Origin of the sequence: Micromonospora ferruginea, from assembly GCF_013694245.2 — a bacterium.
Lineage (GTDB): Bacteria > Actinomycetota > Actinomycetes > Mycobacteriales > Micromonosporaceae > Micromonospora > Micromonospora robiginosa.
On record NZ_CP059322.2, the window covers coordinates 6,477,928 to 6,500,828 of the forward strand.

Sequence of the window (22,901 nt, forward strand, 5' to 3'; positions counted from 1 at the left end):
CGTCCACGCGACGGCGGACGCCATGCCGATCTGCCAGGTTTGGGGCCGCCGACCCCGGGTTAATGGGACGCTCTACCGGGAGACCCCGCTACCGAGAACGCATGGAGGTGCACCATGCGCGTCGGCCTTGTTTGCGCGCACGCCGGCTCGTCCACCGACGGTCCCATCGTCGGGACTCAGGAGCATATTGCGCGCGTGGCGGCTGAGCTCGCCGCCCGGGGCCACGAGGTCCGCGTGTACGAACGTCGCGACGCGGCCGCCCAACCGGCCCTGGTCGAGCTGAACGGCTACCGCGTGGAGCGGGTGCCGGTCGGCCCGGCCGATCCGCTGCCCACCGCCGAGCTGGTGCCGTACGTGGCCGACTTCGGCCGCTGGCTGGCCGGCGAGTGGGCCGGCGACTGGGCGCCCGAGGTGGTGCACGGCCACTACTGGGTGGGCGGGCTGGCCGCCGCGCACGCGGTACGCGCCACCGACATCCCGGTGGTGCAGACGTTCCACTCGCTCGGCGTCGAGCAACTGCGCCACCTCGGCCGCGCCTACACCGGGCCGGGCCAGCGGATCCCGCTGGAACGGGCGCTGACCCGGGCCGTGGACGTCGCGGTCGCCCAGTGCAACGACGAGGTCGACGAGCTGACCCGGATGGGCCTGCAACGGACCTCGGTGGCGATGGTGCCGACCGGTGTGGACACCGGCTACTTCCACCCCGACGGTGAGGCGGCCCCCCGCGACCAGCGGCCCCGGATCCTCTCCGTGGGCGGGCTCGCGCCCGGACACGGCCAGGATGACCTGATCCGGGCGATGCGGCTGGTCGGCGACGCGGAACTGGTGATCGCCGGCGGCCCGCCCGCCGAGCGGCTGGCCGGGCACGCCGAGGCGCGCCGGCTGCGCGAGCTGGCCGAGCGGGCCGGCGTCGCGGAGCGCATCCACCTCGTCGGCGCGGTCCCGCACGACCAGATGGCCACCTGGTACCGCTCCGCCGACGTGGTCGCCTGCACCCCGCACTACTCCTCCGCCGGCCGGGTGTCGCTGGAGGCGATGGCCTGCGGCGTGCCGGTGGTCGGCTACGCCATGGGCGGCATCGCCGACGCGGTGGTCGACGAGGTGACCGGCAAGCTGGTGCCGCCCGGCGACGTGCGGACCCTCGGGGTCACCCTGCGCCGGATGCTCACCGACAACGCCGGCCGGTTCGCGTACGGGCACGCGGCGGTGGACCGGGTGCGGTGCAGCTACACCTGGGAGCGGACCGCCGCCGCGCTGGAGCGGCTCTACGAGCGGGTGATCGGCCGTCGCCGGCCGGCCATCCCGGTGGAGCCGACGCCCCCGGTCGAGGTGGCCGTCTCCGAGCGGGGGCCGGTCGAGGCGGCCTGAGCCGGCACCATCGGCGCGCCGAGCATGGCCGGGCTCCGGTCGCGAGCGGTCGAGTGGTGGTGCTGCGGCTCGGCGTACCGGGTCAGGCCCACCACGGCCGCGAGCGTGACCAGGAAGCCGAGCCCGGCCAGCCACTCCCGGCCCGGCCAGATCTTGTCGTTGAGCAGCAGCAGGCCGACGACCGCCGCGGGCACCGCGCCGGCCGCGTCCATCGCCGCCACCGCCGCCGTGGTCGAACCGCGCTGCATGGCCAGGCCGAGCAGCAACTGCCCGACCACCGAGTGGGCGATCAGCAGGTAGAGCAGCGGGTCCTGGACGAACGCCTCCGCCGAGCCGGCGGAGGCGAGCGGCCGGGCCGCCACCGCGGCGGCGGAGAACGCCATCCCGGCCAACGACCCGAGCACCACCGAGCCGAGCGCGCCCCGCAACCGGGCGGCGAAGAAACCCGACCCGGCGATCAGGCCGAGCGCCGCCACCAGACCGACCAGCCCGGCGGTGCCGAGCTGCCGGGACTGCGCCGGCTCGGCCGACAGCACCAGCGCGGTGATGCCGCCGAACAGCAGCACCAGCAGCACCACCTCGGCGGCCGGCAGCCGCCACTTCAGCACCACCACACCCAGCACGGCGGTCACCCCGAGCCCGGCCGCCACGGACGCCTGGACCAGGAACAGCGGCAGGTCCCGGCGGGCCAGGAAGGCGAACACGAACCCGACCACCTGGCAGCCCAGCCCGATCAGGTACGTCCGGTGACCGGCCAGCCGCAGCAGCAGCCCCGGGTCGAAGGTGTGGTGCACGGTGGTCCGCGCGGCGGCCACCGACTGGAGGAGATTGGCGAAGCCGTACGCGACGATCATCGCCGCGAGGAAGCACCAACCTGAGGAGACCACCTGGCGAGGATAGAGGCTCGCGCCCCCTCAGCGCTCGGCCGGCCGGCCCAGCCGGCCGAGGATGTCGTCGTGCAGCGGGCCGTTGCTGGCCACGGCGCTGATGTCGGCGGAGTCGGTGCCGGCCGGCGCCGGCCGCCCGGCCAGGTCGGTGAACCGGCCGCCGGCCTCGGTGACGATCGGCACCAGCGCGGCGACGTCCCACAGCGACAGCTCCGGTTCCACCATCACGTCCAGTGCCCCCTCGGCCAGCAGCATGTAGCCGTAGAAGTCGCCGTACGCCCGGCTGCGCCAGGTGTCCCGCATGAGCTGGAGCATCGCGTCCAGCCGGCCGGACTGTTCCCAACCGGTCAGCGAGGAGTAGCAGACGCTCGCGTCGGCCAGCGCCGTGACGCCGGAGACCCGGATCGGCGCGCCGTCCGCCGGGCCGGTGCCCGCGAACGCCCCCGCGCCGAGCGCGCCCCACCAGCGCCGGCCCAGCGCCGGCGCGGAGACCAGGCCGAGCACCGGCCGGTCGTGCTCCAGCAGTGCGATCAGCGTCGCCCACACCGGTACGCCCCGGACGAAGTTCTTCGTCCCGTCGATCGGGTCGACCACCCAGCGCCGCCCGTCCGGCCCGGCCGGAGGCTGCTCGCCGTACTCCTCGCCGAGCAGGCCGTCGTCGGGCCGGTGGGCGGCCAGCAACGCGCGGATCCCGCGCTCCACCGCGGTGTCCGCATCGGAGACCGGGGTCAGGTCCGGCTTCGACTCCACCCGCAGGTCGAGTGCGCGGAAACGGGCCGACGAGACCGCGTCCGCGGCGTCGGCGAGCAGGTGGGCGAGGGCGAGGTCGTCGGCGTACCCGGTCATGCTCGACACGCTAGCGGCGGCCCGGCGGCCGGCGGCGGCGGGTGCCCGCCGGCCCGCCGGTCAGGACCCGGCGAGCGGATCGCCGGGGTTGCGCTCCGGCTCGCGCGCGTCACCCTCGCCGGTGCGCGAGGCCAGCAACCGGCGGTACGAGGCGAGCCGGCGCGGATCCGCCCGGCCGGCCGCCACCCAGGCGTCCAGCGCGCAGGTCGCCTCGTCGGCGGTGTGCGGGCAGTTGGCCGGGCAGTCGACGGTCGCCTCGACCAGGTCTCCGAAGCCGTGCAGCAGGCTCTCCGCCGAGACGTGCGCCAACCCGAAGCTGCGGACCCCTGGGGTGTCGACGATCCAACCCGGGTCGCCGTCGGCCCCCGCGTCGGGCGTCGGGGGCAGGCGCAGCGCCACCGCGCTGGTCGACGTGTGCCGGCCGCGGCCGATCGCGCTGACCGTGCCGACCGCCCGCTCCGCCTCCGGGACCAGGCGGTTGACGAGCGTCGACTTGCCCACGCCGGAGTGGCCCACCATGACCGAGACGCGGCCGGCGAGCAGCGCGCGCAGCTCGGCCAGCTCGGAGCCCGGCCGGATCAGCACGTACGGCAGCTCCAGCTCGGTGTAGTAGCCGAGCACCGCCTCCGGGCCGGCCAGGTCGGCCTTGGTGAGGCAGAGCAGCGGCTCGATGTCGGCGTCGTACGCGGCCACCAGGCAGCGGTCGATGAACCCGGTGCGCGGCGGCGGGTCGGCCAGCGCGCTGACGATCACCAACTGGTCGGCGTTCGCCACCACCACGCGCTCCAGCCGGCCCTCGGCGGTGCTCTCGTCGTCGTCGGCGGTGCGCCGCAGCACCGAGGTGCGCTCGGCGATCCGCACGATGCGGGCCAGCGCGCCGGGCGCGCCGGAGACGTCACCGACCAGCCCCACCCGGTCGCCCACCACGACCGACTTGCGGCCCAGCTCGCGGGCGCGCATGGCGGTGACGACCGGGTCGTCCAGGCCGGCCCCGGGCCGGACGCAGGTGTAGCGCCCCCGGTCGACCGCGACCACGAAACCGTCGACCGCGTCGGCGTGGCGGGGCCGGGTGCGGGTGCGGGGCCGCGACGAGCGGCCGGGGCGCACCCGGACGTCGTCCTCGTCGTACTCCCGCCGCCTGGTCGCCAGGACGTCCCCCCGCTCTCAGTTCTTGCCGGTCACCATGCCCGACCATAGTGCCGGGAACTCCGGCATGGTCTTCGAGGTGCACGCCACGTCGTCGACCTCGATGCCGGGGACGGCCAGCCCGGCCACCGCCGCGGCGTGCGCCATCCGGTGGTCGGCGTACGTCCGGAAGGTCCCGCCGCGCAGCGGGCGGGGCCGGATCTCCAGGCCGTCGCGGGTCTCGGTGATGTCGGCGCCCAGCGCGGCGAACTCCTTGGCCAGCGCGGTCACCCGGTCGGTCTCGTGACCCCGGATGTGGCCGATCCCGGTCAGTCGGGACGGCGTGTCGGCCAGCAGGGTGAGCGCGGTCAGCACCGGGGTCAGCTCGCCGACGTCGGAGAGGTCGGCGTCGAGCCCGCGCACCGCGCCGGTGCCGCGCACCCGCAGGCCGTCGGTGCCCAGCGTCACCTCGCCGCCCATCCGGTGCAGCAGCTCGCGCAGCCGCTCCACCGGCTGGAGGCTGCTGCGCGGCCAACCGTGGAGGGTGACCTCGCCGCCGGTGACCAGGGCGGCGGCGAAGAACGGCGCGGCGCCGGAGAGATCCGGCTCGATCGCCCAGCCGCGCCCGGTGAGCGGGCCGGGCTCGACCACCCAGACGTCGGGGGTGGTGTCGTCCACCGCCGCCCCGGCGGCGCGCAGCATCTGCACGGTCATCCGCACGTGCGGCGCGGACGGCACCGGCGGACCCTGGTGCCGGACCACCACGCCGCGCTCGAACCGGGGCGCGGCCAGCAGCAGCCCGGAGACCAACTGGCTGGAGGCGGAGGCATCGATCACGACCTCGCCGCCGGTCACCCGGCCGGCGCCCTGGACGACCAGCGGCAGGCTGCCGGTCGGCGGGGCGTCGACGCGGACGCCGAGGGCGCGCAGCGCGTCGATCAGCGGGCCGAGCGGGCGGGTGCGGGCGTGCGGGTCGCCGTCGAACGTGACCCGCCCCGCGGCCAGCCCGGCCACCGGGGGCAGGAAGCGCATCACGGTGCCGGCCAGGCCCACGTCGACGTGCGCCGGGCCGACCAGCGGGTGCGGCCGGACCAGCCAGCGGTCGTCGTCGGAGACCGACATGTGCGAGCCCATCTCGCGCAGGCCGCCGGCCATCAGCTCGGTGTCCCGGGCGCGCAGTGGCCGGTCGAGCGTCGACGGCCCGCTGGCCAGCGCGGCGAGCACCAGGGCCCGGGCGGTCATCGACTTGGAGCCGGGCAGGCGCAGCGTCGCGGCGACCGGGTCGCTCGCGGTCGGCGCGGTCCACGGCTGCGGCGGACGCGTAGCGGTCAGATTCCCCACGCTCACATTCTGCCAACCCGGCCGGGCCGGTGGGAGCGGTCGTCGGGCCTGCTCCCGGTGGGCGGGACAGCCGGAACGGTCGGGTGGGGCTAGCGTGTGCGCCATGTGCGGGAGGTACGCGACGAGCCGGAGCGCGGGCGACCTGAGCGCGCTGTTCGAGTCGGTCGACTCGACCGGCGAGGTCGGGCCCGACTTCAACGTCGCGCCGACCGATCCCGCCCCGCTGGTCCGGCTCGCGCCCGAGGGTCACCGGCTGCTCTGCCTCGGCCGCTGGGGGTTGCTCCCGCCCTGGTCCCGCACCCCGGGCGGCGCCGCCCGGATGATCAACGCGCGGGCCGAGACGGTCGCCACCAGCCGGGCGTACGCGCCGTCGTTCGCCCGCCGCCGCTGCCTGGTTCCGGCCGACGGGTGGTACGAGTGGGTCCGCCAGCCCGACGGCTCGCGGCAGCCCTACTTCATGACCCCGCGCGACGGCTCGGTGCTGGCCCTCGCGGGCATCTGGTCGGTCTGGGAGTCGGCCGGGGCGACCCGCCTCACCTTCAGCGTGCTGACCACCGCTGCGGTCGGCGAGCTGGCCGAGGTGCACGACCGGATGCCGGTGCTGCTGCCCCCGGAACGCTGGGCGTCCTGGTTGGGCCCGACCGAGGAGCCGGCCGCGTTGCTCGTCCCGCCCGACGCCGGGCAGCTCGCCGGGCTGGAGATCCGGCCGGTCTCGACGGCGGTCGGCGACGTCCGCAACGACGGCCCGGAGCTGATCGCGCGGGTGGTTCCGGCGGGCGTGGAGGCCGACTCCGAGCCGACGCTGTTCTGATCACACTCAGCACATTGTCGGGTGCTGATTTGCCGGGGTTGCGCCTGAAACGTCGCCCGGCTGTTTAGTCATGTTTACCGAAGACACTTGTCCCCGCGTGCGCGAGTGCGATAGAACACAGCGCCGGTGGTGGGCGTCTGTTCGCACGGGGCGGATGACACTCATCGATCTCCATCAAGATCATTGCCGGTCCCACGGGGGAGGTGGGTGTATTGACACGGGCACGCATGCCGCGCCCGCACGAGGTGGCCGCCGCGCGGCGTGATCCGCGACTGTTGCGGGCCTTGCGCGAACGGCGCCAGGACGAGGCGTGGCGCACCAGGGGAACCTGTCAGAGCGTCGATCCGGAGACGTTCTTCCCGGCGCCCAACGAGCCGGCCGACGCGGCGGTGGCGCTCTGCCGCACCTGCGACGTCCAGGGTTCCTGCCTGGCCTGGGCGCTGGAGGTGGGCGACTGCCACGGCGTCTGGGGCGCGACCACGCCGCGGGAACGCCGGGCCATGCTGGTCGCCTGGCGCAGCGAGGTGCAGCCGGATCCGGATGCGCTCGACGAGCCCGGCCCGCCGGTGCGCGACCGCCTGCTCACGCTGGTGCCGTTGAGCTGACGCCGACGTCGCCCGTGGTCCGCCCGCCGGCCCACGAGCGACGGAGTTGCCGCACCGGGGTGCTCCGGCGGTGACGCGGTCGTCGGGTCTGCCGTCGCCGGGCGATGTGCCGTGCGCAGAATGGGCCGGTGCGGCACGACGACGAGATCGACACACCGAGGGGGCCGGCCCGCGTCCGGCTCGACCCGCCGTCGGCGGCCGGCGGCACCGTGCTGGTGCTGGGCCACGGCGCGGGCGGCGACGTCGACGCGCCGGATCTCGTGGCGGTACGCGACGCGGTGTGCGACGCCGGGGCGGGAGTGGCGCTGGTGACCCAGCCCTACCGGGTCGCCGGCCGGCGCGCGCCCGCGCCGGCCGGGCACCTGGACGAGGCGTGGACCGCGGTGCTGGCCGAACTGCGCCGGCGTCTGCCGGAGGCCGGCCGCTGGGTGGTGGGCGGCCGTTCCAGTGGCGCGCGGGTGGCCTGCCGGACCGCCGGCGCGGTCGGGGCGGTGGGCGTGGTGGCGCTGGCGTTCCCGCTGCACCCGCCCGGGCGGCCGGAGCGTTCCCGGGCCGACGAGCTGGGCACCGGCCTGCCCACGCTGGTGGTCAACGGCGACCGGGACCCGTTCGGCGTACCCGATGCGGGGCCCGGGATCGAGGTGGTCCTCCGGCCGGGGGAGCGGCACGACCTGCGGCGGGATCCGGCCGGCACGGCCGAGGTGGTGCGCGGGTGGCTCGCGGCCCGAGGTTGGCTGCCGTGACGTCGGCCCGAGGGCGAAGCGGTGCGGGCACCGGCACGCGTGACCGCCCCCGGTGGGCGGTCGTTGCACCGGTTGGTGCCGTCCGCCCGGTTCGGGCGGGGCCGGGACCACCTCCCAGGCCCTTCCTGGTCCCAGCGTCGGTCGCGGCCGAGGCTGGGGCCGGGACGGGTGGCCGCTCCACCGCCCCGTCTTCGAGATCTTGGTACGAAACGGCCCCCATAGGGGCCGTCGTTTACCAAGATCTCCTCGGTTCCTGATGGGTGGAACGGCATTCCTGCCCGGTGGGAAAACGTTCCGATCGCCTCCGACGCAGCGGCCGATCAGGCGAAAGTGCCTGCTCAACGCGGGGCTGCGTGGGTGGCTGCAGAGCAAGGGCGAATCGGCGACGGCCGGTACCCCGCTCGGGGTGACGACAGCGGGGAGCCGGAGGCTTCGGCGGGTGTGGCGGAATGCGGCGGCCCGTGGCCCGCGTTGACACCCCTGGACGACATTGTCAGCGCGAGGGGGGTGACCGGTGCCGATCGAGACACGGAGCCGGGAGCGGGACGAACGGGACGAACGGCAGCTTCGACGGCTGCTCGACGCGCCGGAGTGGCCCGCGGTGGCGTCGGCCGTGAGCACCGGCACACACTCGGGAAGTGAATCTGCCGGCAGGCGGGTACGCGTATCCTCGGCGGGAAAGCATCCGACGCGAGGGGATGTGCGGTTGACCACCGAGAAGACGGACGAGCGCAGGGCCCGCTTCGAGCGGGACGCGATGCCCTTCGTCGACCAGCTCTACGCCGCCGGGCTGCGGATGACCCGTAACCCGGCGGATGCCGAGGACCTGGTCCAGGAGACCTACCTGAAGGCGTACGCCGCCTTCCACCAGTTCGAGCAGGGCACCAACCTGAAGGCCTGGCTGTACCGGATCCTCACCAACACCTACATCAACTCCTACCGGAAGCGGCAGCGGCAGCCGATCCAGGCGCCGACCGACGAGATCACCGACTGGCAGCTCGCCGAGGCCGAGTCGCACACGTCCAGCGGCCTGCGCTCGGCCGAGACCGAGGCGCTCGACCGGCTGCCGGACAGCGACGTCAAGGAGGCCCTCCAGCAGTTGCCGGAGGAGTTCCGGCTGGCGGTCTACCTGACCGACGTCGAGGGCTTCTCCTACAAGGAGGTCGCCGACATCATGGGCACGCCGATCGGCACCGTGATGTCCCGCCTGCACCGCGGTCGGCGCAACCTGCGCAAGCTCCTGGAGCGTTACGCGGCGGAGCGCGGGTTCAGCGCCGCGCCGAAGGGTCCGACCGCCACCGCCGGCCGGGAGGTGTGACCGTGAGCTGTGGACAACCGCACGAGACGGACTGCCGCGAGGTGCTCGCCGAGGTCTACCTCTACCTCGACCTGGAGTGCGCCGAGGAGCGCCGGATGCTGATCCGGCACCACCTGGACGAGTGCGGGCCGTGCCTGCGCGAATACGGCGTCGAGCAGGAGGTCAAGGCGCTCGTGGCCCGGTGCTGCGGCAACGAGGCCGCGCCCGAGAAGCTGCGCGAGCGGCTGCGGCTGCGGCTGACCGAGCTGGTGGTGTTCGAGACCAGCGAGTCCCGCGAGCTGGCCGACTGAGGCCGGCGACCGATCACACACCGGTGGCCCGGGTCCGCACGGACCCGGGCCACCGGTGTGTCCGGCCCGAGGCCGGCGTCGCTGATCGGTGATCAGGAGTTGGGGCGCTTGCCGTGGTTGGCGCCGCTCTTCTTCCGGGCCTTCTTCTTCCGGGCCTTCTTCGCCATGCTCTGCCTCCTTGTGCTGGTCACGGTCCGGCCGCGGGCGAGCGCGGCGGAGGTCGCGTGCGGCCGGCGGATCGCCGGGCGCCGACCCGCACGATGCTAGTGCCGCCGGTTCCGCGCCGGGCGCGGTGGGGCGCGATCGGCCGGCCGGTGGTCAGCGGGCCGGCGTGACCGGCGTCATGGTTGGATACGTTCGCAGGACCGTCGGACTGAGGGAGGGCCGGGAAATGGCCGAGGAGATCCGCGCCGAGATGGTGGCGAACGTCTGGAAGGTCGTCGCGGCGGCCGGGGACACCGTCTCCGAGGGCGACACGCTGGTGATCCTGGAGTCGATGAAGATGGAGATCCCGGTGGTCGCCGAGTCCGACGGCGTGGTGCAGCAGTTGGCGGTGAACGAGGGTGACGTGGTGCAGGACGGCGACCTGATCGCGGTGATCGGTTGACCGGCCCGCTCGTCCGTCGCGCCGAGCCGGCGGACTTCCCGGCGGTGGCCCGCCTGACGGTGGCCGCGTACGAGGCGGACGGCCAGCTCAAGGCCGAGAACGGGTACGCGGCGGTGCTCGCCGACGTGGCCGGCCGGGCGGGGACCGGCGAGGTGCTGGTCGCGGTGGACGAGGCAGGCGGCGACGTGCTCGGTTCGGTGACGTTCGTGCTGTCCGGCACGCCGTACGCGGAACTCGCCGGGCCGGGCGAGGCGGAGTTCCGGATGCTGGCGGTCGACCCGGCCGCGCAGGGTCGGGGCGCGGGCGCGGCGCTGGCGCGGGCGTGTGTGGCGCGCGCCGCCGAGCTGGGGTGCGCGGCGGTGGTGATCTGCGTGCGGGCCGGTATGTCGGCGAGCGCGCGACGCCTCTACGGCCGGCTCGGGTTCGTGCGCGCGCCGGAGAAGGACTGGGCCCCGGCGCCCGGAGTCGATCTGCTCGGCCTGCGGCTGGACCTGACCGCCGCCCGCTGAGCGGGGCGGATCAGTCGCCCTCGCCGATCTTCGCGAGCAGCTCGTCGGCGACCTCCAGCGCGATCTTCTTGCGCTCCTCGTCGGTGACGCCCGGCGCGCGCACCGCGAACCAACTGCTGTGCACCGCGAACAGGGTGAGCGCGGCGCGCAGTTGCGCGGCGGGCGAGTCGTCGCCGCGGCTCAGCTCGCCGGCCAGCCGCATCATCCGGTCGCGCATCTGCTGGCCGACGACGAGGCTCTTGAGCACGGTCTGGTTCTGCTCGAAGAAGCGCATCACCTTGGGCAGCTCGCCGGCGAACATGCTGTCCGCGTAGCGGCCGATGAGGGTGCGTCGGGTGGCCAGCGTGGCCGGTTGCTCGGCGGCCCAGGCGATCAGCTCGTCCATCTGGCGAAGGCGGTCGTCGGCGAAGCTGGCGACGATCTCGTCCTTGCTCTTGAAGTGGTAGTAGAGCGCGGCCTTGGTGACGTTGAGTCGTTCGGCGATCTCCCGCAGCGAGGTCTTCTCGTAGCCCTGCTCGGTGAAGAGCTCCAGCGCGACGGCCTGGATCCGGTGCCGCGTGCCGCCTGTGCTCTCGCTCACCCGACCGACACCTTCCAATCCGCTTGACGTTGTCCTCGCCACCAGCTTACCGTGCGGCTGGTAAGGAAACTAGCCGGGCGGCAAGTAAGTCGATCACCGATCTGCGGGGGAGCCTACCCATGAGTCAACCAGCCCCGGTCACCGCGAGACCCAACGTCCGCGTCGTCCTGTTCGGCCTGATGATCGCGATGATGCTCGCGATGCTCGACAACATGATCGTCAGCACCGCGCTGCCGCGGATCGTCTTCGAGTTCGGCGGCGCCGACCACTTCACCTGGGTGGTCATCGCCTACGTGCTGGGCACCACGGTCTCCACCCCGATCTGGGGCAAGCTCGGCGACCTCTACGGCCGCAAGGCGGTCTTCCTCACCGCCGTGGTCATCTTCCTCGTCGGCTCCGCGCTCTGCGGCATGTCCGGCTCCGGCGTCTTCGGCGGCGCCGACAACGGCATGATCGAGCTGATCGCGTTCCGGGCGGTGCAGGGCCTCGGCGCGGGTGGCCTGATGGTCGGCGTCATGGCGATCATCGGTGACCTGGTCCCGCCCCGCGAGCGAGGTCGCTACCAGGGCATGATCGCCGGCATCATGGCCATCGCCATGGTGGCCGGTCCGCTGGCCGGCGGCTTCATCACCGACCACCTCTCCTGGCGCTGGGCGTTCTACGTCAACCTGCCGCTCGGCGGCGTGGCGCTGCTCGTCCTCGCCACCACCATGCACCTGCCGAAGTACCGCACCGAGCACAAGATCGACTGGCTGGGCGCGGGGCTGCTCTCCGTCGGCATCACCGCGATCGTGCTGGTCACCACGTGGGGCGGCAACGAGTACGCGTGGGCCTCGCCGCAGATCCTCGGCCTGGTCGCGCTGGCGGTGGTCACCCTGGCCGCGTTCGCGCTCGTGGAGCGGCGGGTGCCCGAGCCGATCCTGCCGCTGGGCCTGTTCGCCAACCGCAACTTCGCGCTCATCTCGGTGATCGGCTTCCTGCTCGGCTTCGCCATGTTCGGCGCGATGAACTTCCTGCCGCTCTACCAGCAGACCGTGCAGGGCGCCTCGGCCACCAACAGCGGCCTGCTGCTGCTCCCGCTGATGTTCGGCATGCTCGTGGTCTCGCTCGTGGTCGGCCGGGCGATCACCAAGACCGGTCGCTACCGCGCCTTCCCGATCATCGGTGGCGTGGTGATGGCGCTCGGCATGGGCCTGCTCAGCCTGCTCGACCTGAACACCAGCAAGGCGCAGTCCTCGCTCTACATGGTGGTGCTCGGCGTCGGCATGGGCTTCCTCATGCAGACCTCGATGCTGATCGCGCAGAACAGCGTCGAGCAGAAGGACCTGGGCGCGGCGAGCGGCGCGGCCACCTTCTTCCGGTCCATCGGCGGCTCGTTCGGCGTCTCGCTCTTCGGCGCCATCTTCGCCAACCGGCTCGCCGACTCGGCGGCCGGTCCGGCGCTCGCCGGCAAGGGCGGCGGCGAGGGCGGCGCGCTGGACCTGGAGGCGCTGCGGAAGCTCACCGGCCCGGCCCGGGAGCTGGTGCTCGGCGCGCTCTCCGACGCCATCTCGCACGTGTTCCTCTGGGCGGTCTTCTTCACCGTGGCGGTCCCGGTGCTCGCCTGGTTCATCAAGGAGGTGCCGCTGCGCGCGACGAACGACGTCCCGCCCGCCGGCGCCACGCCGGAGGACGAGGCCGAGATCGCCCTCGGCAAAGCCCCGGTCTGAAGGTAAGGAGGGGCCCCCGCTTAACGCCTGGCGTTGTAGAGGGGCCCCTTCCTAACACCCGCCCGCGCCGGGCAACCCGCGCGGCGAGCGCGCGCTCAGGTGCGGCGGCGGAACAGGCCGGTGAGGCGTCGCCACAGGCGGCGCAGCGGGCCGGCCCCGGCGTCGGCCACCACCGCTTCGGCCACCGCGCGGGCCGCCGGGTCGAGGGCCGGGGTGGCCCGGGCCAGGTGTGCCAGCGACACCGCCGCCGGGGTACGCCGCGCGGCGCCGGTCGCCACCCCGGCGAGCCGCCCGGCCACCACCGAGGCCACGTCGGCGCGTACGGCCGGGTCCACCCAGGCGGCGGTGACCAGGGCGAACAGGGCTGCCTCGGCGACCGGGCCGGGTTCACCGGCGGCGAGTTCGCGCAGCACCCGGCGGCGGGTCGACTCCGTCCACGGCTCGTCGGTGCGATGGTGCAGCAGGCCGAGGCAGGCCCAGACCTGCGCGCAGCGCGCCCAGAGCGCGGGGTCCTGGTCGCCGAGCACCCGGCCCAGCGCGGTCGACGGCGCGTCCGGCGGGTACGCCAGCAGGCCGCGCAGGTCGGCGAGGTCCAGCGTGGCCAGTCCGACCGCGGCGTCGTACGCGGCCGGCGGGTGCGGCCAGGCCGGATGGGCCAGTTGCTGGAGCCGCCGTACCGCGTTCGCGGACGGGCGGGCGACGTCGGCGGGCGGCGCGGGGACCGGGTCCGGGCCGGCCGGGGTCACCTGGCCGAGCCACGGGCGGCCACGGCAGCACTCGGCGAGGTCCCCGTGCTCGTGCGAGTCGTCCGGGTGGTCGCGGACGAAGTCGGCGAGCGCCACCAGGTGGTCCACGTCGCCGTCGCGCTGGAAGCGCAGCCGGTGCGCGGTGTGCACGGCGCAGTCGAAGGTGGCGTCCCGGGCCAGTGCCCGGTCGACCCACGCCAGTGCCTCGTCGAGCCGGCCGTGGTCGGCGAGCGTGCCGGCGATGTCCGCGTAGACCGCCAGGTCGTCCGGGTCGAGCGCGACCGCGCGTTCCAGCGCGTCGAGCGCGTCGGTGGTGCGGCCGGCGCTGCGGTACGCGTACCCGAGCCACACCTCGCCGAGTTTGGTGGGCTCCGCGCGTACCCCACGGGTGGCCCAGCCGACGGCGAGGGCGACCTCGCCGAGGCGCCGGGCCAGCGCGGACGCCGCCCCGAGCAGCAGTGGGTGGGCCGGGTGCACGGTGATCGCGTTGCGGGCCAGGGTGAGGTAGGGCAGCAGCGGCTCGTGCAACCGGCGTGGCACGGGGTCGGGCGTGGCCGCGCAGACCTGCATGAGGATCCGGGCGGTGCGTTCCGGGTCGAGCCGTTCGGGCAGGTCGGCGGCGGTCACCCAGGGCACGGCGGCCCACGGCGCGCCGGGTGCGTAGCCGGTGGCGGCGGCCAGCAGGTCGAGCCCCTCGGCGGGGCGGCCGGCGGCGGCGAGCAGGTGCGCCCGGGCCACCACGGCCCCGACGAAGGCGTGCTGGCCGAGCGGGAAGAGGTCCAGGTCGCCGCCGCTGGCCGCGGCGAGCCGGGCCAGCGTCTCGTGCGCCTCGGGCAACGTGGGGGAGCGCACCAGCGCGGCGGCGACGTGGTCGGCGGCGTGTCGGAGGTCGCCCTCGCCCAGCGCCAGCCGGGCCAGCGCGAGCTCCTCCTCCGCGGAGAGCGCGGCGTCGTCGTCGGGCACGTCGTCCTCTCGTCGCGGCGGGTGGGTCGGTTCAGCCGGGCCAGCGTAGGGGATCTTGCCAACCAATGGTGATCCACTGCGCATTAGTGTTCGTTGCTTTGCTTCGATCGGCTGAAACGTGCAAGACTGAGCATCGAACGCGCGGCAATCGCGCAGAAGGGGGTGCTGGGTGACGCGTCCAGGGGCCGGAATGGCCACCGACATCGACGAGCAGCCGGCCGGCTACGAGCGCCTGCTCTCCGCCGAGCACGCCACCGCGATCGCCCGGGTCGCGGCGGCCGTCGCGCAGCGGCGACCCCGCCACGTGGTCTTCACCGCCCGGGGCACCTCCGACCACGCCGCGCTCTACGCCGCCTACCTCACCGAGATCCGCCTCGGCCTCCCCGCCGGACTGGCCTCGCCCAGCGCGGTCACCCTCTTCGGCGCCCGCCCCGACCTCTCCGACGCGCTCGTCGTCGGCGTCAGCCAGAGCGGCGGCTCGCCCGACCTCGCCGAGGTGCTCCGGGTGGCGCGGGCCTCCGGCGCGCTCACCCTCGCGGTCACCAACAACCCCGACTCGCCGCTGGTGGAGACCGCCGAGCTGAGCGTGGACATCGCCGCCGGCCACGAGCGCGCGGTCGCCGCCACCAAGACCTACACCGCCGAGCTGCTCGCGCTGCTCATGCTCGTCGAGGGGGTACGCGCCGGCGACGGCACGCTGCCCGCCGAGGAACGGGCCGCGCTGGCCCGGCTGCCCGAGCTGGCCGCCCGTACGCTCGCCGACGACACCCCGGCCCGGCTCGCCCCGCGCTACCGGTTCGCCGGCCAGCTCGTCACCACCGGTCGGGGCTACGCGTACCCGACCGCCCAGGAGGCGGCGCTGAAGCTGATGGAGACGTCCTACCTGCCGGCGCTCGCCTTCTCCGGCGCCGACCTGCTGCACGGCCCGCTCGCCATGACCGACCCGGACGTGCCGGTGCTGGCCGTGGTCGGCTCCGGCCCCGGTGGCACGTCGATGCGCGAGGTGCTGCCCCGGCTCGGCGAGCGCCGCGCCGACGTGGTGGTGGTCGGCTCCGCCGACGTCGGCACCACCCGGATGGCGGTGCCGGACGTCGACGAGCGCTACGCGCCGCTGCTCGACATCCTTCCGCTGCAACGGCTCGCCCTGTCCCTGGCGCTGGCCCGGGGCGAGGACCCGGACGCACCACGCGGTTTGAAGAAGGTCACGGCGACGATGTGAGCCCGGCGTGGCACGCTGTGGGGCGTGTCCACCCTCCGTGACCTCGCCGAGGAGCACACCGCGCTCCGGCCGGCGGACATCGACCACCTGCACCGGATCGCCGGTGACTGGCAACTGCTGTCCGACCTCTCCTTCGCCGACCTGCTGCTCTGGGTGCCGGTGGACGGCGACGGCACCTTCCTCTGCGTGGCCCAGGTGCGCCCGACCACCGCCCCGACCGCCTACCTGGACGACCAGGTCGGCCGGATCGTCGGCGGCCCCGAGGTGGCGCACCTGGAGGTCGCCCACCGGCAGGGGCGGATCTGGCGGGAGGGCGACCCGGTCTGGTACGGCGACGTGCCGGCCCGGCACGAGGCCATCCCGGTAAGGCTGCGTACCGGCGACGGGGAGAACGGCGAGGTGATCGCCGTGGTCGGGCGGGACACCAACCTCTCCACCGCGCGCACGCCGAGCCAGCTCGAACTCAACTATCTGACCACCGCCGACGACCTGGCCCAGATGATCGCCGACGGCACGTTCCCGCCGCCCCGACACCCCGGCGAGACCACCTCCGCGCCCCGGGTCGGCGACGGCCTGGTGCGGCTGGACGCCAACGGCAAGGTCACCTACGCCAGCCCGAACGCGCAGTCCGCGTACCGCCGGCTGGGCTACGCCTCCCACCTGGTCGGGGAGGACCTGGCCAAGCTGCACCGCCGGCTGGCCGGCGACCCCCTCGACGGCACCGAGGCGGGCAACGCGGTGCTCGCCGCGCTGCGCGGCGAGGCCCCGCCCCGCCGCGAGATCGACGCCCGGGGGGCCACCATGCTGACCCGGGCGCTGCCGCTGATGCCCGCCGGAGTGCCGATCGGCGCGCTGGTGCTGGTCCGCGACATCACCGAGGTACGCCGCCGCGACCGCGCCCTGATCACCAAGGACGCCACCATCCGGGAGATCCACCACCGGGTGAAGAACAACCTGCAGACCGTCGCCGCGCTGCTGCGCCTCCAGGCCCGCCGGGTGGCCATGCCGGAGGCCCGGGTCGCGCTGGAGGAGTCGGTACGCCGGGTCGCCTCCATCGCGCTGGTGCACGAGACGCTCTCCATGTCCTCCGACGAGGCGGTCGAGTTCGACGGCATCGTGGACCGGGTGGCCAGCGCCGCGACCGAGGTGGCCGCCACCGAGGTGACCGTCGGCATGCGCCGCAGGGGCAGCTTCGGCGTGCTCCCCGCCGAGATCGCCACCTCGCTGGTGATGGTGCTCAACGAGTTGCTGCTCAACGCCGTGGAGCACGGCTTCCCACCGGCCGACGAGGAGGCCGCTCCGGCCGCGCCGGACGCGCCCCGACCGGAGGTGGTCGTCTCGGTGCACCGGCTGCGCAAGGAACTGCACGTCTCGGTCACCGACAACGGCCGGGGCCTGCCCGAGCAGTTCGACGCCGAGCGCGGCGGCAACCTCGGCCTCCAGATCGTCCGGGCGCTGGTCACCGGCGAGCTACGCGGCACCATCGCGTTGCGCGACGGCGCGGCGGGTGGCACCGAGGCGGTCCTCGTCGTTCCGCTGGCCCGGGGCACCACCGACCGCCTCACCGGGCGAGCAGGGCCACCGTGAGGCCCGGGCGGAGCCAGACCTGGCGGACCGTGAAGCGGTCGCGCAGCGCCTCGCCCTCGGCGCCGGGCACCGCCGCCAACGGGTTCGCGCGGCGACCGGTGACCACCAGCCAGACCCGGTCCACGCCGGCCAGGCAGCGGGCCGGGTCGGCGCACTCCACCGCCCAGAGGCTCGCGTCCGCCCGCTGGTCGCGGACCACCAGCACGTCGCGCGGCTGCCGCGACCCGAGGTGGTACGCCAGACCCAGGTCGGGGAAGAGCCACCCGTCCCGGGGCGAGTAGACGATCGCGTCCCCCGGCCGCTGGCCGGCGGCGACGATCCGGGCCGCGCCCGCGTAGTCGACCGGGGCGCTGCGGGGCCACTCGTGGGTCCGGCGCAACGCCGCCTGGTCGGGCAGGCCGAGCAGCCCGGCCAGGGCGACCACGGCCACCGCCGCCCCGAGCCGCCCGCCGGCCGGTGCCGTTCGGGCGGGTCCGGTTCCGGCGGGTCCGGTTCCGGCGGGCCGGGTTCCGGCGGGCCGGGTTCCGGCGGGTCCGGTTCCGGCCGGTCCGGTTCCGGTTCCGGGCGGTGCCGTTCGGGGCGGCCCTGCTCCGGCCAGGGCGGCCCCGGCGAGCACGCAGGCGAACGGCACGGTGAAGACCAGGTAGCGGGTCACCCAGAGCGGCACCACCGTGCCGGCGGCGAAGAGCAGCAGCACCGGCAGCAGCACGGCGGCCCCGGGCAGCAGCGCCCGCCGGCCCAGCCGGAGCGCACCGAGCGCGGCGAGCCCCAGCAGGAACCCGCCCACCACGCCGCTCTGCGCCAGCCCGCCGGGCAGTGCGGCCAGATCCGGCAGGCGCGCCGGGTCGACCCAGTCGAGCTGCCGGCCGCGCTGCCCCCGGGCGACCACCGCCAGCGGCGTGACCAGCACGACGGTCGGCACCAGTGCCAGCAGCCACCGCCCGAGCACCCGCCGGCCGGATGCCGGTGGCCCGCCCCGATCCCTGCCGGCCACGTCCCTCGGCTCCGTTCCAGGGCCGCCGGGCGGGTGCGCCTCGTGCTCGTCGGTCACGACCTGCCGTGACACCCGTGGCGTTCCACACGCCGCCGACGTCTCCGGTGACCGGAACGCCATGGGGGTCTCCCGGGCGCTGTGACACCCATGGCGTTCCACCCACGGTCGATGTCCTGCGGTCAGCAGCACCGCCACGGCGTGCGCGGCGAGCAGGGTGAGCGCGACCAGGTGGAGCGGGCCGAGCGCGGCGACCGCGATCGCGTACCCGGCCCAGCGTCGCCACGTGGGCCGGCGCAACGCGTCGACCAGCAACAGCGTGGCGAGCACGGCGAGCAGCGTGGCGAGCGCGTACGGGCGGGCCTCCTGCCCGTACCGCGAGGTGGCCGGCAGCACGGCGAACAGCAGCCCGGCCAGCAGCCCGGCCCGGTCACCGGCGAGGCGCGCGCCGAGCGCGGCGGTCAGCGCGGCGGCGCCGGCCATGGCGAGCGCGGAGGGCAGCCGCAGCGCGGTGGGCGAGGTGCCGGCCAGCGCGGTCCAGGCGTGCATCAGCAGGTAGTACGGCCCGGTGGCGGCGTCGATGGTGCGGGTCAGCCGGACCAGGTCCGGCAGCGGGCGGGTGGCCGCGCTCCAGGTGGCCAGCTCGTCCCGCCAGAGCTGCGCGTGCCCGATCCCGACCAGCGTGACCGCGAGCGTGAGCAGCCCCGGAACCGCCCACACCGGCCACCCGAGGCGGGCCCGGTCCGGCGCAGGCTCGGCGTGACCGCTCACACCCCGCAGCCTCACACGCCCACCCACCCCCACCACCCCGCTCCGCCGATTCCACCCCCACCGGTCCACCCTCCCCGGTCCACCCTCCCCGGTCGATCATGAAGTTGGCGGCATCCGCCGTCCGGTTCGTCACCGCCAACTTCATGATCGACGGGCGGAGGTGGGGGCGGGGGCGACGGGTGGGGGTGGGGGTGGGGTGATGCTGGTCACGGGGGTGGGGGTGGACGGGTTTCAATAGAGGGTGGAGCGCCCGTGATGTGGGATCAGGGGGTCGGGCGGTGGTCGGGCCTGCCGTGGTGTGGCAGCATGAGGCGCATGACCGCCGCTGTCGTCCGCCGCTTCGTGGCCCGTCGCCACGTCGACTACGGCCGCGTGCGCAGCGCGATCTGTCCGGCCCACTGACGACGCCCGACCCATCCGTCTCGGGCGCGTAACCGCGCCGGCCGTCACCGACACCGCCGTCCACGGCCCACCTCTGGGCCGGCCGTCGCGTCCGCGCTCCCAGGCACCGCAGCAGACAAACGGAGGACGCCGCGATGGCGGTCAGCAGCACCCCCACCCGCCCGGACCAGCCGGCTCCCGCCGCCCGGGCGCCCCGTCGACCGCGCGGCGAGGGCCAGTGGGCGCTCGGGCACCGCGAGCCCCTCAACCCCAACGAGCGGATCAAGAAGGACGACGACCCGCTGAACGTGCGGGACCGGATCGAGAACATCTACGCCCACCGGGGCTTCGCCTCGATCGACCCGCAGGACCTGCGTGGCCGGTTCCGCTGGTGGGGCCTCTACACCCAGCGCAAGGCCGGCATCGACGGCGGGCGCACCGCCGTGCTGGAGCCGCACGAGCTGGAGGACGAGTTCTTCATGCTCCGGGTCCGGGTGGACGGCGGCCAGCTCAGCCTGGCCCAGCTCCGGGTGGTTGCGGAGATCTCCCGGGAGTTCGCCCGGGACACCGCCGACATCACCGACCGGCAGAACATCCAGTACCACTGGATCCGGGTCGAGGACATGCCGGAGATCTGGCGCCGGCTGGAGGCGGTCGGCCTGCAGACCACCGAGGCGTGCGGCGACTGCCCCCGGATCGTGCTCGGCAGCCCGGTCGCCGGGGTGGCCCGCGACGAGCTGCTCGACCCGACGCCGGCGATCGACGAGATCGTCCGCCGGTACGTCGGCGACAAGCAGTTCTCCAACCTGCCCCGCAAGTTCAAGACCTCGATCTCCTGGCTGGTCGACACGCCGTACGAGGCGAACGACATCGCGTTGCTCGGCGTGGACCACCCGGAGCACGGGCCGGGGTTCGACGTCTGGGTGGGCGGCGGGCTCTCCACCAACCCGATGCTGGCCAAGCGGCTCGGCGTCTGGGTGCCGCTGCACGAGGTGCCGGACGTGTGGGCCGGCGTGGTCGGCATCTTCCGCGACTACGGCTACCGCCGCCTGCGCAACCGGGCCCGGCTGAAGTTCCTGGTCGCCGACTGGGGCGTGGAGCGCTTCCGCGAGGTGCTGGAGAAGGAATACCTGGGCCGCACGCTGCTGGACGGGCCGGCTGCGGAGCTGCCGGCGAAGCCGGTCGACCACATCGGCGTGCACCCGCAACGCGACGGCGCCAACTACGTGGGCGCGGCCCCGGTGGTGGGTCGGGTCTCCGGCACCCAGCTCGCCGCGCTGGCCGACGCGGTCGAGGCGCACGGCAGCGACCGGGTGCGGCTCACGCCGTACCAGAAGCTGCTGGTGCTGGACGTGGCGCCGGAGCGGACCGAGTCGCTGGTGACGGCGCTGCGCGGGATCGGCCTGGAGGCCCGGCCGTCGGCCTGGCGGCGCGGCACGATGGCCTGCACCGGCATCGAGTTCTGCAAGCTGGCCATCGTGGAGACCAAGCGGCGCGGCGAGGAGCTGGTGGCCCGGCTGGAGGAGCGGCTGCGGGACTTCGACGCGGACATCTCCATCCACCTCAACGGCTGCCCGAACGCCTGCGCCCGCACCCAGGTCGCGGACATCGGGCTCAAGGGCCAGCTCGTGGTCGGCCCGGACGGCCGGCAGGTGGAGGGCTTCCAGGTGCACCTGGGCGGCGGCCTCGGCATGGCCGCCGGGCAGACCGCCGGCTTCGGCCGCAAGCTGCGCGGCCTGAAGACCACCGCCGACGAGCTTCCGGAGTACGTGGAACGGCTGGCCCGCCGCTACCTGGCCGGCCGGATCGACGGCGAGAGCTTCGCCAACTGGGTTATCCGAGTCGACGAGGAGGAACTCCGGTGAGTGATGCCCGATCTGCGCCTCTCTACTGCCCGTACTGCGGCGAGGAGGACCTGCGCCCGCACGAGGCCGGGCACGGCGCCTGGGAGTGCCACGCCTGCGCGCGGGTCTTCTCGGTGCGGTTCACCGGCCTGCTGAGCCGGGCGGTGAACCGGTGACCGGCCTGCTCTCCGCCACCGGGCTGGGCCTGGTGGGCGCGACCGCACCGGCCGAGCCGGCCCGGCGGGACCCGGAGGAGCTGCGCGCGCTGGCCGAGGAGGCCGGGCGGGAGCTGGCCGACGCGCCCGCGTTGGAGATCACCCGCTGGGCGGCGCAGACGTTCGGCGACCGGTTCTGCGTGACCAGCTCGATGGCCGACGGTGTGGTGGCGCACCTGGCGTCCCGGGTCGCCCCCGGCGTCGACGTGGTGTTCCTGGACACCGGGCTGCACTTCCCGGAGACGCTGCGGGTCCGTGACGAGGTGGCCCGGCGGATGCCGGTACGGGTCCGCTCGATCCGCCCCCGGATGACGGTCGGCCAGCAGGACGGCCAGTACGGCCCCCGCCTGTTCAACCGGTCCCCGGACGAGTGCTGCCAGCTCCGCAAGGTGGAGCCGCTGGAGCGGGCCCTCGCCGGGTACGACGCCTGGGCGGCCGGGCTGCGCCGGGACGAGTCGCCGACCCGGGCCAACACGCCGGTGGTGGGCTTCGACGCGCGACGCGGCAAGATCAAGGTCAACCCGATCGCGGCCTGGACGCAGCGCGAGGTGGACGCGTACGTGGCCCGCCACGACATCCCGGTCAACGAGCTGTTCGCCCGTGGCTACGGCTCGATCGGCTGCTGGCCGTGCACTCGCCGGACGAAGGCGGGGGAGGACCCCCGGGCCGGCCGGTGGGCGATGTTCGAGAAGACCGAGTGCGGCCTGCACACCTGACCAGCGGGCCGCCGGTGGTGCTGGTGGCGCACGGCAGTCGTGATCCGCGTGCGGCGGAGGCGACCCGGGCGCTGGCCCGGGCGGTGGCGGTCACCTGTCCGGGCCGGCCGGTGCTGCCGAGCTGGCTCGACCACACCGATCCCGGGCCGGCCGACGTGTTGCGGCGGCTCGCGGACGCGGGGCACTCGCGGGCGGTCCTGGTGCCGTTGCTGCTGACCGCCGCGTACCACCGGAAGGTGGACATCCCGGCGGCGGTGGCGGCGGCCGGCGCGGGCCTGGACGTGCGGGTGACGGAGGTGCTGGGGCCGACCGGCGGCGTGGTCGACGGCCGCTTGCTGGGCGCGCTGCGACGCCGGTTGGCCGAGGCGGCCGGGGCGGACGCCGACGCGGTGGTGCTGGCCGCGGCCGGCACCCGCGATCCTGGGGCACGGGCCTCGGTGGGGCGGGTCGCCTCGGCGCTCGGCGCCGGCCTGGGCGTGCCCTGCCGCGTCTCGTACGCGTCGGCGGCGCCCCCGGAGGTCGGCGCGGCGGTGGCGCGGCTGCGCGCGGCGGGCGCCCGCCGGGTCGCGGTGGCGGCCTACTTCCTGGCCCCGGGCCGGTTCCACGACGGGGTACGCGCGGCGGCCCGCGCGGCCGGTGCGGTGGCGGTCGCCGACCCGCTCACCGACCTGCCGGAACTGGCCGACCTGGTGCGGCAGCGGGTGACGGCGGCGGGCTGACCGGCCCGGA

22 protein-coding genes and 2 pseudogenes are annotated in these 22,901 nt (G+C 74.9%); 15 read left to right on the forward strand and 9 right to left on the reverse strand.

Annotated elements, in window-relative coordinates:
* Positions 1-114: 114 nt before the first annotated feature.
* The gene (locus H1D33_RS29265; protein ID WP_181570134.1) at positions 115-1,368 is read left to right on the forward strand and encodes a glycosyltransferase; all 1,254 of its coding nucleotides are present in this window, start codon (positions 115-117) and stop codon (positions 1,366-1,368) included.
* Here H1D33_RS29265 and H1D33_RS29270 read toward each other — a convergent pair.
* The 4 genes from H1D33_RS29270 to aroA all read right to left on the reverse strand — a co-directional run bounded on the left by H1D33_RS29270 (position 1,266) and on the right by aroA (position 5,567).
* Positions 1,266-2,222: a hypothetical protein gene (locus H1D33_RS29270; protein WP_181572546.1), complete on the reverse strand. Its 957-nt coding sequence runs from the start codon at positions 2,220-2,222 to the stop codon at positions 1,266-1,268. The genes H1D33_RS29265 and H1D33_RS29270 overlap by 103 nt on opposite strands.
* A gap of 60 nt (positions 2,223-2,282) precedes the next feature.
* The gene (hisN, locus tag H1D33_RS29275; RefSeq protein WP_181570133.1) at positions 2,283-3,101 is read right to left on the reverse strand and encodes a histidinol-phosphatase; all 819 of its coding nucleotides are present in this window, start codon (positions 3,099-3,101) and stop codon (positions 2,283-2,285) included.
* A 60-nt stretch (positions 3,102-3,161) separates the two neighbouring features.
* Entirely contained in the window at positions 3,162-4,061 is a 900-nt protein-coding gene (rsgA, locus tag H1D33_RS29280; protein WP_246412117.1) for a ribosome small subunit-dependent GTPase A, read from the reverse strand.
* A gap of 204 nt (positions 4,062-4,265) precedes the next feature.
* Positions 4,266-5,567: a 3-phosphoshikimate 1-carboxyvinyltransferase gene (gene aroA, locus H1D33_RS29285; RefSeq protein ID WP_181570131.1), complete on the reverse strand. Its 1,302-nt coding sequence runs from the start codon at positions 5,565-5,567 to the stop codon at positions 4,266-4,268.
* Between the two features lie 103 nt (positions 5,568-5,670).
* Here aroA and H1D33_RS29290 point away from each other — a divergent pair, with 103 nt between their 5' ends.
* From H1D33_RS29290 to rsrA, 5 genes are all read left to right on the forward strand, one after another.
* A complete protein-coding gene (locus H1D33_RS29290; RefSeq protein WP_181570130.1) occupies positions 5,671-6,378 on the forward strand; it encodes an SOS response-associated peptidase in 708 nt (235 codons plus the stop codon).
* A gap of 212 nt (positions 6,379-6,590) precedes the next feature.
* Entirely contained in the window at positions 6,591-6,983 is a 393-nt protein-coding gene (locus H1D33_RS29295; protein ID WP_181570129.1) for a WhiB family transcriptional regulator, read from the forward strand.
* A 128-nt stretch (positions 6,984-7,111) separates the two neighbouring features.
* Positions 7,112-7,726 (forward strand): alpha/beta hydrolase family protein, encoded by a 615-nt coding sequence (locus tag H1D33_RS29300; protein WP_181570128.1) that lies wholly within the window; start codon positions 7,112-7,114, stop codon positions 7,724-7,726.
* Positions 7,727-8,240: 514 nt separating this feature from the next.
* Positions 8,241-9,044: a sigma-70 family RNA polymerase sigma factor gene (locus H1D33_RS29305; protein WP_181570127.1), complete on the forward strand. Its 804-nt coding sequence runs from the start codon at positions 8,241-8,243 to the stop codon at positions 9,042-9,044.
* A 2-nt stretch (positions 9,045-9,046) separates the two neighbouring features.
* Positions 9,047-9,334 (forward strand): mycothiol system anti-sigma-R factor, encoded by a 288-nt coding sequence (gene rsrA / locus H1D33_RS29310; protein WP_181570126.1) that lies wholly within the window; start codon positions 9,047-9,049, stop codon positions 9,332-9,334.
* 92 nt (positions 9,335-9,426) lie between these two features.
* On the opposite strand, the gene H1D33_RS30375 is transcribed toward rsrA, so the two are convergent.
* A complete protein-coding gene (locus H1D33_RS30375) occupies positions 9,427-9,501 on the reverse strand; it encodes a 50S ribosomal protein bL37 (protein WP_369700219.1) in 75 nt (24 codons plus the stop codon).
* A gap of 224 nt (positions 9,502-9,725) precedes the next feature.
* Here H1D33_RS30375 and H1D33_RS29315 point away from each other — a divergent pair, with 224 nt between their 5' ends.
* Together H1D33_RS29315 and H1D33_RS29320 are read left to right on the forward strand one after the other, a co-directional pair.
* On the forward strand, positions 9,726-9,941 hold the full coding sequence (locus H1D33_RS29315) for a biotin/lipoyl-binding carrier protein (protein ID WP_013735733.1): 216 nt from the start codon (positions 9,726-9,728) through the stop codon (positions 9,939-9,941).
* Positions 9,938-10,450: a GNAT family N-acetyltransferase gene (locus H1D33_RS29320; RefSeq protein WP_181570125.1), complete on the forward strand. Its 513-nt coding sequence runs from the start codon at positions 9,938-9,940 to the stop codon at positions 10,448-10,450. Before H1D33_RS29315 ends, H1D33_RS29320 begins: the two co-directional genes overlap by 4 nt.
* Positions 10,451-10,460: 10 nt before the next feature.
* Here the strand turns inward: H1D33_RS29320 and H1D33_RS29325 are convergent, their stop codons facing one another.
* The gene (locus tag H1D33_RS29325; protein WP_181570124.1) at positions 10,461-11,030 is read right to left on the reverse strand and encodes a TetR/AcrR family transcriptional regulator; all 570 of its coding nucleotides are present in this window, start codon (positions 11,028-11,030) and stop codon (positions 10,461-10,463) included.
* Positions 11,031-11,149: 119 nt separating this feature from the next.
* Between H1D33_RS29325 and H1D33_RS29330 the strand changes: the two genes are divergently transcribed.
* On the forward strand, positions 11,150-12,739 hold the full coding sequence (locus H1D33_RS29330; protein ID WP_181570123.1) for an MDR family MFS transporter: 1,590 nt from the start codon (positions 11,150-11,152) through the stop codon (positions 12,737-12,739).
* 95 nt (positions 12,740-12,834) lie between these two features.
* Here H1D33_RS29330 and H1D33_RS29335 read toward each other — a convergent pair whose 3' ends face one another.
* Positions 12,835-14,448, reverse strand: coding sequence for a tetratricopeptide repeat protein (locus H1D33_RS29335; protein WP_246411802.1), 1,614 nt, complete (start codon positions 14,446-14,448; stop codon positions 12,835-12,837).
* Between the two features lie 190 nt (positions 14,449-14,638).
* Here H1D33_RS29335 and H1D33_RS29340 point away from each other — a divergent pair, with 190 nt between their 5' ends.
* Together H1D33_RS29340 and H1D33_RS29345 are read left to right on the forward strand one after the other, a co-directional pair.
* Positions 14,639-15,667 carry an SIS domain-containing protein gene (locus tag H1D33_RS29340; protein WP_181570121.1) on the forward strand — a complete coding sequence of 343 codons (1,029 nt, stop codon included), beginning with the start codon at positions 14,639-14,641 and terminating at the stop codon, positions 15,665-15,667.
* Between the two features lie 24 nt (positions 15,668-15,691).
* The gene (locus tag H1D33_RS29345; RefSeq protein WP_181570120.1) at positions 15,692-17,254 is read left to right on the forward strand and encodes a PAS domain-containing sensor histidine kinase; all 1,563 of its coding nucleotides are present in this window, start codon (positions 15,692-15,694) and stop codon (positions 17,252-17,254) included.
* Here the strand turns inward: H1D33_RS29345 and H1D33_RS30380 are convergent.
* A pseudogene (locus H1D33_RS30380) lies at positions 17,229-17,681 on the reverse strand (glycosyltransferase family 39 protein); the annotation flags it as partial. The gene H1D33_RS29345 and the pseudogene H1D33_RS30380 overlap by 26 nt on opposite strands.
* Positions 17,682-17,840: 159 nt before the next feature.
* Positions 17,841-19,016, reverse strand: a pseudogene (locus tag H1D33_RS29350) (glycosyltransferase family 39 protein); the annotation flags it as partial.
* Positions 19,017-19,552: 536 nt separating this feature from the next.
* Between H1D33_RS29350 and H1D33_RS29355 the strand changes: the two are divergent.
* The 4 genes from H1D33_RS29355 to H1D33_RS29370 are packed head-to-tail and all read left to right on the forward strand — an operon-like array spanning position 19,553 to position 22,891.
* Positions 19,553-21,262, forward strand: coding sequence for a nitrite/sulfite reductase (locus tag H1D33_RS29355; RefSeq protein WP_181570119.1), 1,710 nt, complete (start codon positions 19,553-19,555; stop codon positions 21,260-21,262).
* Positions 21,259-21,417, forward strand: a complete 159-nt coding sequence (locus H1D33_RS29360; protein WP_181570118.1) for a hypothetical protein — start codon at positions 21,259-21,261, stop codon at positions 21,415-21,417. Before H1D33_RS29355 ends, H1D33_RS29360 begins: the two co-directional genes overlap by 4 nt.
* Positions 21,414-22,172: a phosphoadenylyl-sulfate reductase gene (locus H1D33_RS29365; RefSeq protein WP_181570117.1), complete on the forward strand. Its 759-nt coding sequence runs from the start codon at positions 21,414-21,416 to the stop codon at positions 22,170-22,172. Before H1D33_RS29360 ends, H1D33_RS29365 begins: the two co-directional genes overlap by 4 nt.
* Positions 22,154-22,891, forward strand: a complete 738-nt coding sequence (locus H1D33_RS29370) for a sirohydrochlorin chelatase (protein ID WP_246411798.1) — start codon at positions 22,154-22,156, stop codon at positions 22,889-22,891. The genes H1D33_RS29365 and H1D33_RS29370 overlap by 19 nt, the downstream gene beginning before the upstream one ends.
* Positions 22,892-22,901 lie beyond the last annotated feature (10 nt).